The organism is Promicromonospora kroppenstedtii DSM 19349 (assembly GCF_000515355.1).
GTDB classification, from domain to species: Bacteria; Actinomycetota; Actinomycetes; order Actinomycetales; family Cellulomonadaceae; genus Promicromonospora; species Promicromonospora kroppenstedtii.
Map to the genome: position 1 here is coordinate 7654 of NZ_KI911691.1, position 11336 is coordinate 18989.

General features: G+C 72.5%; 7 protein-coding genes and 1 pseudogene. 3 read left to right on the forward strand and 5 right to left on the reverse strand.

Features of this window, described 5'->3' with window-relative positions:
* Positions 1 to 621, reverse strand: a 621-nt coding sequence (locus tag PROKR_RS16605) for an ATP-binding protein (protein WP_036964833.1), incomplete at its 3' end; no start/stop codon positions are given.
* A 108-nt stretch (positions 622 to 729) separates the two neighbouring features.
* Between PROKR_RS16605 and PROKR_RS16610 the strand changes: the two genes are divergently transcribed.
* Positions 730 to 1575, forward strand: coding sequence for an alpha/beta fold hydrolase (locus PROKR_RS16610; RefSeq protein WP_036964834.1), 846 nt, complete (start codon positions 730 to 732; stop codon positions 1573 to 1575).
* A gap of 185 nt (positions 1576 to 1760) precedes the next feature.
* Positions 1761 to 5801 carry a S8 family serine peptidase gene (locus PROKR_RS16615; RefSeq protein ID WP_051433067.1) on the forward strand — a complete coding sequence of 1347 codons (4041 nt, stop codon included), beginning with the start codon at positions 1761 to 1763 and terminating at the stop codon, positions 5799 to 5801.
* A gap of 61 nt (positions 5802 to 5862) precedes the next feature.
* On the opposite strand, the gene PROKR_RS16620 is transcribed toward PROKR_RS16615, so the two are convergent.
* Positions 5863 to 7272: an MFS transporter gene (locus tag PROKR_RS16620; protein WP_169736449.1), complete on the reverse strand. Its 1410-nt coding sequence runs from the start codon at positions 7270 to 7272 to the stop codon at positions 5863 to 5865.
* Positions 7273 to 7342: 70 nt separating this feature from the next.
* Between PROKR_RS16620 and PROKR_RS16625 the strand changes: the two genes are divergently transcribed.
* Positions 7343 to 7801, forward strand: a complete 459-nt coding sequence (locus PROKR_RS16625; protein ID WP_036964835.1) for a winged helix-turn-helix transcriptional regulator — start codon at positions 7343 to 7345, stop codon at positions 7799 to 7801.
* Positions 7802 to 7822: 21 nt separating this feature from the next.
* Here the strand turns inward: PROKR_RS16625 and PROKR_RS16630 are convergent, their stop codons facing one another.
* The 3 genes and pseudogenes from PROKR_RS16630 to PROKR_RS16640 all read right to left on the reverse strand — a co-directional run.
* On the reverse strand, positions 7823 to 8551 hold the full coding sequence (locus PROKR_RS16630) for an aminotransferase class IV (protein WP_036964836.1): 729 nt from the start codon (positions 8549 to 8551) through the stop codon (positions 7823 to 7825).
* A gap of 65 nt (positions 8552 to 8616) precedes the next feature.
* Positions 8617 to 10370: pseudogene (locus tag PROKR_RS16635) on the reverse strand (HNH endonuclease).
* A 644-nt stretch (positions 10371 to 11014) separates the two neighbouring features.
* A partial coding sequence (locus tag PROKR_RS16640) for a helix-turn-helix domain-containing protein (RefSeq protein WP_036964837.1) occupies positions 11015 to 11336 on the reverse strand: 322 nt, incomplete at its 5' end.

Sequence of the window (11336 nt, forward strand, 5' to 3'; positions counted from 1 at the left end):
CGACGGCGCCACGGGCTGCGCCGCCGACCGGTTCAGCAGCTGCACCGCGGCCTCCAGGTCCAGGCCGGTCAGGGCGAGCTGCGGCACGCCGCCCATCCGCTCCGCGAACCCGCCGTCGTCCCGCGCCGCGAAGACGACCGCGACGTGTTCCACCGCGAGCCGCCGCGCCACGAACGCGAGGGCGTCCAGGCTCTCGGCGTCGATCAGGTGCGCGTCGTCGACCACGCACACCACAGGGGTGCGGTCCGCAGCCGCCGAGAGCAGCCCCAGCACGCCCAGGCCCACCAGGAACCGGTCGGGCGGCGGCCCCTCCGTCTGGCCCGACGCGACGCGCACCGCCTGCCGCTGCCGCTCCGGCAGCCCGGCGCAGTGCTCGCGGAGCATCGTGACCAGTCGCTGCACCGCCGCGAACGGGATGGTCGACTCGGACTCGTACCCGTCCAGGCGGATCGCGGCCAGGCCCGGCACGCGCGTCGCCTCGGTCAGCAGGCAGGTCTTGCCGATCCCCGGCTCACCCAGGACCAGCAGCGACCCGCCGCGGCCGGTGCGTGCACCGCGGAGCAGCGTGGCCAGCCGACGCAGCTCCTCGTCGCGCCCCAGAGGGGTGGCGGCGGTCTCCATCCGCCCACGGTAGGTCGGTACCGGAGGGACTACGTGGTTCACGTGGTCCATTCACCCGGTCCGCTGCGGATGATCTTTTGTGTCCGTACCACGACAGGAGACATACCGATGGCCAGGAGACGCTTCACCCGCCCTACCGCCTTGGTCGCCGCGCTCGCCACGGCACTGCTCACTCTCTCGTCCGTGACCGGCTCCACCACGCCGGCCCGCTCGCACGGTTCCCACGGGGTCCCGGGTCATCACACCAAGCCCACCATCGTGCTCGTCCACGGCGCGTTCGCCGACTCCAGCGGCTGGTCCGGCGTCTCCGAGCGCCTCATGGACCGTGGCTACCCGGTCATCGCGTTCTCCAACCCGCTGCGCGGCCCGACGTCGGACAGCGAGTACCTGCGCCTGTTCCTCGACACGATCGAGGGACCGATCGTGCTGGTGGGCCACTCCTACGGCGGCGCGGTCATCACCAACGCCGCGACCGGCGACGACGACGTCGAGGCGCTGGTCTACGTGGCGGGCTTCGCGCTCGCCGAGGGCGAGACCGTGGCCGACGCCAACGCGCTGGGCGGTGGCCCGCCGCCCGAGGTCATCGACCACCTCGTGCTGCGTCCCTATCCCGGGGCCCCGGAGAACGACGCCGACGCGTACATCGACCCGGTCTGGTTCCCGCGGCTGTTCGCCCCGGACCTGCCGCGCGACGAGGCGCGGTTCATGGCCGCGACCCAGCGCCCGGCGACGCTCAGCTCGCTCGGGACGCCGTCCGGCCCGCCCGCCTGGGAGGACATCACGAGCTGGTACATCGTGGCCAAGAACGACCGGATCATCCCGCCCCAGGCCGAACGAGCCATGGCGAAGCGCGCCGGCTCCACGACGGTCGAGCTCAAGAGCTCCCACGTCGCGATGATCAGCCAGCCCGGCGCCGTCACCAGGGTCATCCTGGACGCCGCCCGGAACAGCTGAGACTCGTCCCGGAAGCTGTCCGCCGCCTGGGTGCTGGTTCCCAGGCGGCGGACAGCGGGTGAGCAGGACACTTTCGTTGCCCTTTTCGCCCGCTCTCTCCAGAGTGTCACGTGGCCCACGTACGTGGACCAGTGGTTGCGCCCCGCTCAGGGCGCTTGCACCCCGGAGGCAAGATGCACAGTCGCATGCCAACCAGACGACGCGCGCCGATCGCTCTCGCAGCGGTCGGCGCACTGCTGGCCACCACGGTGAGCGTGACCCCGGCGCTCGCGAGCACCACGGCCCCGGCGGGGACGGCGCCCGTCGCGGCCGCCGACGTCCCCGACCGCGCCGCCGACAAGATCACGCCCGCCGTGCAGACCCGGCTGGAGACCAAGGAGTCGGCCGACTTCTGGATCCGGTTCGCAGACCGGCCGGACCTCGCGCCCGCCAAGGCGATGACCGACTGGGACGAGCGCGGCCAGTACGTCTACGACGAGCTGACCCGCACGGCCAAGGCGTCGCAGTCCGGCGTCGTCGCCGACCTGAAGGCCGCCGGCGTGGACTTCGAGTCCTACTGGATCAGCAACGCGATCCTCGTGCAGGACGGCACGCAGGAGCTCGCCGAGCAGGTGGCCGCCGACCGCGAGGTCGAGCAGGTGCACGAGCGGTTCGCGGCCCAGCCCGTCGAGCCGGTGCAGCGCAAGGCCGCGACCGAGCGCGCGCCGCTCGCGACCGAGTGGGGCCTGGACGCGATCGGCGCCCCCGACGTGTGGGACCTCGGGTTCACCGGTGAGGGCATCACCGTGGCGAACATCGACTCCGGCGTCGACGTCGAGCACCCCGCGCTCCTGGAGCACTACCGCGGCTACCTGGGCGCGGACGGTCTGAGCAACGACTACAACTGGTTCGACGCCGGCGGCTTCTGCGACGGCTCGCCGTGCGACGGCGACGCCCACGGCACGCACGTCATGGGCACCATGGTGGGCGACGACGGCGAGGGCAACCAGGTCGGCGTCGCACCGGGCGCCGACTGGATCGCGGCCAACGGCTGCGCCTCCTGCTCCGACGCCGACCTGCTGGCCTCGGGCCAGTGGATCCTGGCGCCGACGCGCGCCGACGGCTCGGACCCTGACCCGTCCCAGCGGCCGCACGTCGTGAACAACTCGTGGGGGCAGCAGGAGCCGGGCGCCATCGACGACTTCATGTCCGAGGAGATCGCCGCCTGGGAGGCGGCGGGCATCTTCGGCGCGTGGGCCGCGGGCAACGCGGGCGAGGCCGGCTGCCAGTCGACGTCGTCCCCCGGGGCCAACGTGGCCACCTACGCGGCCGGCGCGTTCGGGGAGTCCGGCGAGATCGCCGAGTTCTCGTCGCGGGGCCCGGGCGCCGACGGCGAGACCAAGCCGAACCTGGCCGCCCCGGGCGACAACGTCCGCTCGTCCGTCCCGGGCGGCGACTACGCCGAGTTCAGCGGCACCTCCATGGCCTCCCCGCACCTCGCGGGCGCCGTCGCGCTCCTGTGGAGCGCGGCGCCGGTGCTGGTGGGCGACATCGAGGGCACCCAGGCCCTGCTGGACCAGACCTCGGTCGACGTGGCCGACGACTCCTGCGGCGGCACCCCCGCCGACAACAACGTGTGGGGCGAGGGCAAGCTCGATGTCGCGGCGCTCGTCGCCGCCGCGCCGACCGACGGCTTCGGCTTCGTCGCGGGCACCGTGACCGACGCCGACGGCGAGCCCGTCGGCGGGGCGCGCGTGACCACGGGCGACCGCTCCGACACCACGGACGCCGAGGGCGCGTTCCGCCTGGGTCTGGAGGAGGGCACGCACGAGCTGGCCGTCTCCGCGTTCGGGTACCTGGACGCCACGGCGCAGGCCGAGGTCGTCGAGGGCGAGACGGTCACGGTGGACGTCACGCTGGAGGCCGCGCCGACCACGACCGTGAGTGGCACCGTCACCGACGGTTCCGGCCACGGCTGGCCGCTCGACGCCGAGGTCACGGTGCAGGGCGCGCCGAGCGGCGTCGCCACCTGGACCGACCCGTTCACCGGCGAGTACTCGCTGGAGCTACCGCAGTCGGCCACGCACACGCTCGTCGTGCAGCCGTCCGTGACCGGCTACGCCGCGTTCACCCAGGCGGTCGAGGTCGGCACGGACCCGGTCTCCGCCGACGCCGCGATCCCCGTGCTCTCCGAGTGCACGGCCCCCGGCTACGACCTCGTCGGGGCGGGCGCCACGGAGGAGTTCGAGTCGGGCGACGTGCCCGAGGGCTGGACCGTCGAGGACCTGGCCGGCACCGAGCAGGTCTGGACGTTCGACGACCGCTTCGGCGCGAGCAACATGACCGGCGGCGAGGGCCTGTTCGCCGAGGTGAACAGCGACGCCTACGGCGAGGACGGCGCGCAGGACACCACGCTCACCTCGCCCGCGTACGACCTGAGCGGCGTCGAGGCGCCGCTCCTGACGTTCGACCAGTCGTACGGCGCGATCGGCGACTTCGCCGACGTCGACCTCAGCCTCGACGGCGGGGAGACCTGGGAGACCGTGCTGCACCAGACGTCCGACGCGCTCGGGCGCACGGTCGTCCCGATCACGGCCGCCGCCGACCAGTCCGACGTGCGGGTCCGGTTCCACTACGGCGACGCCGTGTACGCCCTGTGGTGGCAGGTCGACAACGTCGCGATCGGGGCCTGCACCCCGGTCGAGGGCGGCCTGGTCTCCGGGTTCGTGCACGACCTCAACACCGGTGACGGCGTGAACGGCGCCACGGTGACGGCGGGGGAGCAGAGCGCCGGCACTGTCGACCCCGAGAACCCGACGGTCGGTGCCGGGTTCTACTCGCTGTTCTCCCCGCAGGTCGGCGAGCAGCAGGTCGGCTACTCCGCCAAGGACTACGAGTCCACCGAGGCGACGGTCACGGTCGTCGCCGACGCGATCACCCGGCAGGACGTCGAGCTCGCGGCCCCGCTCCTGACCGTCTCGCCGGAGCAGATCTCCCGCGAGGTGCGCCTGGGCGGCACCCGGTCCGGCTCGTTCACCGTGACGAACGAGGGCACCGCGCCCGCGGACGTCGAGGTGGCGCCGGCGTCGTCCGACTTCGAGATCCTCGGGTCGGCGTCGGGCACCGGGGTCATCAAGGGAGCGACCGGTCGGACGACCGAGGTGACCACGGCGGCGTCGGCGGGCGCCAAGGGCGTGGCGGCTGCGAAGGACGACGGCCTGGCCCGGAACGGGAAGCACCCCGGGCGGACGGCCACGCCGTCGGCCCCGCCGGCGCTCCTCGCGGACGGGACCACGATCACGCACTCGTCGTCGCAGGACATCACCATGGGCAACTCGGTGGCCTGCGTGGGGAGCCAGACGCAGTGGCTGCGGACGTTCACCCTGGAGGACTTCGACATCCAGGGCGAGCTTGCCGTGACCAACGTGTCCTTCGGCGTCGAGACGGCCGCGGCGGGCAGCAACGTCACGGTCAACCTGTACGAGCTCGACGGGGACTTCGTCTACGAGAACATGACGCTCGTGGGCTCGTCCGACGTGACGCTGGAGGCCCAGGAGCTCACGCTGGTCGACGTGCCGGTCACCGGCACCGCGTCCGGCACGCTCGTGGTCGAGGTGGTCAGCGCCGACGAGTTCTTCATCGGCTCCAACGCGGAGCCGGAGACGGCGCCGTCCTACCTCGCCTCCGACGACTGCGGCACGCCCGAGCCCGCCACCGTGGCGGACCTCGGGTTCCCCGACATGCACACGGTGCTCAACGTGACCGGCGAGACCACGGTCGACGTGCCGTGGCTCGACGTGCAGCCGCCGGTGTTCACGCTGGCCCCGGGCCAGTCGGCCAAGGTGCTGGTCGACCTCGACAGCAGCCGGGTGGACCAGCCGGGCACCTACACCTCGGAGGTCGTGGCCGACGGCGGCACGCCGTACGGCGAGCCCCGCGTCGAGGTGTCGCTCTCGGTGACCCCGCCCGCCAGCTGGGGCAAGATCGCCGGGACGGTCACGGGCGTCACGTGTGACGACGAGACGGTGCCGCTCGAAGGTGCGTTCGTGGTGATCGACGGTTCCGAGTACGACGTCACGCTGGTGACGGGGCCGGACGGCGGCTACGCCCGCTGGATGGGGGTGTCCAACAACCGGCTGACGCTGCTCAGCTCGGCGACGGGGTACCCGCCGGAGTCGAAGTCGGCACGCATCGTCAAGGGACAGACGGTGGTGCACGACTTCGCGCTGAACGAGTACTGCGGCTAGACCTTCGCTGGTCGAGCTCGTCGAGACCCAGGTCCCGACGAGCTCGACCAGCGGCGGGGCGTCAGGGGCGGACGGCGGCGCGGCGACCGCGCACCCAGGCGGCGATCCCGAGCGCCAGGGCGAGCACCGCTGCGACGGCGGGCACCAGCAGCGCACGCTGGTAGTCGGTTGCTCCGGCAGGAGAGGCGTGCCCGTCCACCAGCACGATCGTGGCGGCCGTGACGCCCAGCGCGGCGCCGAACTGGAACGCCGTGTAGACCACACCGCCGGCCACGCCGTGCTCGGCCTCGGCCAGGCCCGCCGTGGCCGCGCCGGTCAGCGGCCCGTACACCAGGGCGAACATCACCGCGACGAGCAGCAGCGAGGGCAGCAGGTCGAGGTAGCCCCAGGCGCCGTCGAGGCGCAGGGCCAGGACGAACGCGACCGCGCCGGCGCCGATGCCGACCACCAGCACGGGGACGTTCCCGAACCGCTGGACCAGGCGGTGGGTGACCAGCGGCGCGATGATCATGTCGGCACCCATGACGGCGAAGACCAGTCCCGTCGCGACCGGTGACCAGCCCCGGTACTCCTGCAGGTAGAGCGTGATCAGGAACTGGAACGCGAAGAACGCGCCGATGACCAGCATCCCCGCCAGGCTCGCCCGCAGCAGCAGTCCCTCGCGCAGCACGGCCAGCCGCAGCAGCGGGTCCCTCGCCCGCCGCTCGATCAGCACGAAGGCTCCGGTCAGCACCGCCGCCGCGGCGAACGCGGCGACGCCCGCCACCACGTGCCCGCCCTCGCCGACCGCGACCACGCCGTAGATGAGCGCGACCATGGCCGACGTCAGCGTGACCGCGCCACCGACGTCGAACCCGCCGCGCGGCACGTCGGTCACGGGGTCCGGCCGGACGACGAGGCGGCCCGCGACCCAGAGCGCGGCCCCCACGATCACGGGCGCGAAGAACACCCAGCGCCAGCCCACGTCGGTCAGGAGACCGCCCGCGACGACGCCGAGCGTGAACCCGCCCGCGCCGATCGCGCCGTAGATCGCCAGCGCCCGGTCGCGGGGCGGACCCTCGGGGTAGCTGGTGGTCAGCAGGCTGAAGCCCGCCGGCGTCATGAACCCCGCGGTGGCCCCGGTGACGAACCGGGCGACGACCAGCACCCAGGCGTCGTCGGCCAGACCGCCCAGGCCGGAGAAGACGACGAAGACCGCGAGGGCGACCAGGAAGGTACGGCGTCGGCCCACGAGGTCGGCCGTGCGGCCGCCGAGGATCATGAACCCGCCGTAGGCCAGCACGTAGGCGCTGATCACCCAGTGCGCGTCGGCGGTCGCCAGGCCGATGTCCGCGGCGATGGCGGGCACCGCGACGTTGAGCATCGCGATGTCGATGCCCTCCAGGAAGAGCGCGCCGCAGACGACGGCGAGCACTCCCCAGCCCGTCCGGGTCGCGGTGGTCGGTGGTGCGACCGCACTCGTGTCCGTCACAGTGATCTCCTCGCTCGGATCCGCATGGTTACCACTTGTAACCATGACGATCGTTGGGCACGATCGACGGATGGCACAAGAAGGCACTTCGACGTCACCGGGTTCTCTCGAGGTAACCGCCGCGGAGCTGGCGGAGTGCCGGGCGGACCGCGACCCGTTCCAGTGGGACGTCCGCGAGGACTGCCAGGTGCGGCAGATCCTGGACCGCATCGCCGACAAGTGGTCCCTGCTGGTCATCGCGTTGCTCGACGAGAAGAAGCTCCGGTTCGGTGAGCTGGGCCGGGAGATCGACGGCATCAGCAAGCGGATGCTGACCGTGACGCTGCGCAACCTCGAGCGCGACGGCCTGGTCTCGCGCACGGTCTACCCCGAGGTGCCGCCGCGCGTGGAGTACGAGCTCACCGCGTTGGGCCGCACCCTGCTGGCGACGACCCAGGCGCTGGTGAGCTGGACCGAGGAGCACCAGGACCAGATCGCCGAGGCCCGCGAGGCGTTCGAGGCCGCCAACGCGGACCCGGTTGCCGGCTGAGACCGGCCGGGTCGGTGCGGCTCAGACCTGGTCCCAGGGGACCGCGGCGAGGCGGTCGACGATGCCGGCCAGCAGGGGCCCGGCGTCGGGCAGCGGTACGTCGTCGATCGACGCCACGGCGACCACGCCGATGGAGTTGACCAGGAATGCCCCGGCGAACCTGCCGACGTCGCCGAGCTGGACGGTTCGGCTGGTCGACGGCGTCGTGGCCTCGACCAGCCGCATCGCGGTGCCGTGCAGCTGGGGAGCGTCCGGCCAGACGACGGAGCCGTCGGGCTCCAGGAAGCCGATGTTGGCCATCGACGACTCGGCGACGGCGCCGTCGGGGGCGGTGAGCAGGGCGTCGTCGTATCCCTCGAGGCCCACGCGGCGGGCCCACTCGGCCTGGGCGAACCCGCCCAGGTGCTTTACGTGCGGGAACGGCCGCAGGTAGGGGACCGAGCGCAGCCGCTGCGGCGCGGACGGCGGGTCGCGGGGGTCGGCCACGGAGACGACGACGTGCTCGGCGTGCCGAAGCGTGACCCGCACCGCGGCGTCGGACGTGCCGTTCAGCGCGCGCCGGATGAGGTCCCGGACCCGGTCCTCTTCCAGCGGCCGGCCGAACAGCTCGCGGTGCGCGGCGTCGAGCCGGGCCAGGTGGTTGGCCAGGCCCTGGACGCCGCCGTCGCGCACCTGCATGGCTGTGAAATGGCCGTAGGTGCTGAACAGGTCGGCGGGGTCCGCGGGGTGGCCGTCGGTCTCGATGCGCACCCACGAACCCTAGATGGTTGATGCGGTGGCGGTGGCGGTGGCGGTGGCGGTGGCGGTGGCGGTGGTCAGGTGGGGTGGGTCCAGGAGAGGTCGGGTCGGCGTGGGCGGGTGCGAGCTCGGTCGGGTGCTCGGTTGGCTGGTCGGTGCTGTGGTTGCTGGGCTGGGCGGCCCTGGCGGGGTGGTGGGCTGGGTCGGTAGGGGATTGCGCCGTAGGTGGGGGTGGTGTGGCAGCCGATGGAGTAGCGGCTGCGTGGGGTGCGGCCGGGCGCGGGGCCGGTCATGCCGACCGCGGGGGTCCAGGGCGGGGGCGTGGTGCGGTCGCGGGTCGGGGTCGCGTCCTGGCCAGGACGGGGATCACTGGTCGTCGACGCGTGCGCGTCACCGGTCGCCGAGGTGTGCCTCTCGCCGGGCGCGGCCGTGTCTCGGTCAGGGGCCGTGCTGAGGTGTCGGTTCGTCTGACCGGTTCCCGGCGAGCCCTCGGGTGCCGTCCTGTTCGGGTACGGGTCTGTTCCTGGGGCTGTAGTCGCGTGGGGGCCAGGCGTCGTGGCGCGTGTCCTGGCCGGGGCTGGTGGTGTGGGCGCGACCGAGACATAGGTGTGCCCGGTGGGGGTCATGGTTTCGACGGCGTGGAGGCCGTTGAGGTGGGTGGTCTTCTGGGACCAGCCCGGGGCCTGCTTCGCGTGATTACACCTCGCGCACAGACCCTGACCGTTGTCGAGACTGGTCGGGCCACCTTCCGCATACGGGGTGACGTGGTCCGTGTGCCGGACCTGTGCCACCAGACGGTGGCACAGACCCCTTGCTCCCGGGCCCGTAGCAAGCTCGACAACCCCGGTGGGTGGAACCGGGACGTGGACGTCGTGGCCAGCAGTCGCCCGTGGGGGTTGACATAGATCGACCGCAGCCACGCGGTGTCGGTCTCGATCGCGTGCGCTACCAGGTTGCGGGCCACCGGGGCCGGGATCACGCCCGCACCGGCCGGGGCGCCCTCGACCACCACACCCGGCTGGTTGCCGCCGGCCAGGAGGGTGTCGTCCGAGACCAGGAGGTTGATCGTGACCGGGACATCGTTCGCGTGGCCGGGTTCGCGTCCGGTGGTGCGTTCGATGAGGGTGTCGGCCATGATCTGACCCACCCCACGCCCGTCACCCGTGGCCTTCACGGCATCGGCGGTTGTCTTGAGCTGGGCGTAGGCCTGCACACCCTGCGCCATCGGCACGAGCGCGGTCAGGTAGACCATCAGGTCGGGTGCCGGGCGGATGGAGACCCGGCGTTCCGTCACGGCCTTGGCGTTGCGGTTCACGCACGCGTGCACGTCCAGCCGGGCGGCCAGCTCCTTGATCCGGGCGATCAACCGTCGGGTGCTCATGCGGGCGAGTTCGGCCAGGTGGGTGGGTCCGCAGATCTCCTCGTCGATCAGGGCCCGGTGCTCCAACGACAGGTGCGACGTCTCCCGCACCAACAGGGTGGCCCGCCATTGGGAGAGGACCCCGGTCTGCAACGCGGTGAAGGTGTGGGGCATCTGGGTGATCCAGACGCGGGAGGTGGACACGAACCCGGCCCCCGCGTGCGGGCTGACCCGTAGCGCGGCACCGACCTGGTTCGGGACACCACGCCCACGCCGCTCGGCCCGGATACTCTGCCGCGCCTCATCAGCACGCGTCGCCTCGTCCAGGGCGACCGTCAGTCTGGCCTGGGTCGCGGTGATCGCGTTCTTCACCGCTTCCAGTTCACCGAGCAGGTCCACCCACTGGGCCTGCACTGCCCGCGAGACGTCAGCACCGCGGGAGGGAGTGTCAGTGGCACCGGGCAAGATCATCTCTGCCAGGGCTCGGCGCACGGCCCGCACGCCTGCGACGTCGACGACACCGCCAGACACGGCCGCGCCGGACGCCCCAGCACGGCCGGGCAGCACGGACCCGGCAGGCAGTCCCGGCCCGTTCCCGGGCAGCACCGATCGAGCAGGCTGCTCGCCTGCTCGTTCTGGTACCCCACCGGTTCGCGTCATGCCATCAACATATGGCACACACGTTCGCACCGCTCGTCGAACCGACCCGGTCTGCCGATAGCAGAATCCGACTGCTCACCTTGTGGAAAAGCCTGGAAGTTCAACGGTCAGCGACCAAGATCTGCCCGCCCATCTCGTCGACCACGCCCAACACTCCTCCCGGGAACGGAAGTCTCAGGAACACCCGCCCCGGCCACGGAGAGGACCAGGCGGCACGGCGCCGCAGGACACGGCGCCGCAGGACACGGCGCCGCAGGACACGGCGGCGCGGGACGGGGCACCCGCAAGGTCGACCAGCGCAGAGCGGCGCATGACCGGTCCGGACAGCCCGGTCCGCTCCGCCGCGCCACCCCCACCGCCCCGAGACTGCGAGCGATCGGGATCCCCGGACGACTGGTATGTCGAGAGGCCGAACCACCCGAGCCGCAGGACGTTCACATGCGTCAGCTCCGGCCTCAGATCCAGCCCTCCTCCCACGCGCGGTGGGCGGCCGCGTGCCGGGTCGCGACACCGAGCTTCGCCATCGCGGAGGACAGATAGTTGCGCACGGTGCCGGGCGCGAGGTGCACGGTCGCCGCGATGTCGGACACCTGCGCGCCGGACCGGGCCGCCCGCAGCACCTCCAGCTCGCGGTCGGTGAGCGGGCACTCGTTCTCCGTGAGCGCGGACGCCGCGATCTCGGGGTCCACGTACCGGTGCCCGACGGCGACGTCGCGCACGATCTGCGCGAGCCGCGCCGCGGGCGTCGACTTGGGCACGAACCCGCTCACCCCCGCC

What these genes read in the sequence shown, in the direction of transcription:
- PROKR_RS16610 (WP_036964834.1), top strand. Translation starts at nt 730, where the DNA reads ATGGCCAGGAGACGCTTCACCCGCCCTACCGCCTTGGTCGCCGCGCTC.
- PROKR_RS16615 (WP_051433067.1), top strand. Translation starts at nt 1,761, where the DNA reads ATGCCAACCAGACGACGCGCGCCGATCGCTCTCGCAGCGGTCGGCGCA.
- PROKR_RS16625 (WP_036964835.1), top strand. Translation starts at nt 7,343, where the DNA reads ATGGCACAAGAAGGCACTTCGACGTCACCGGGTTCTCTCGAGGTAACC.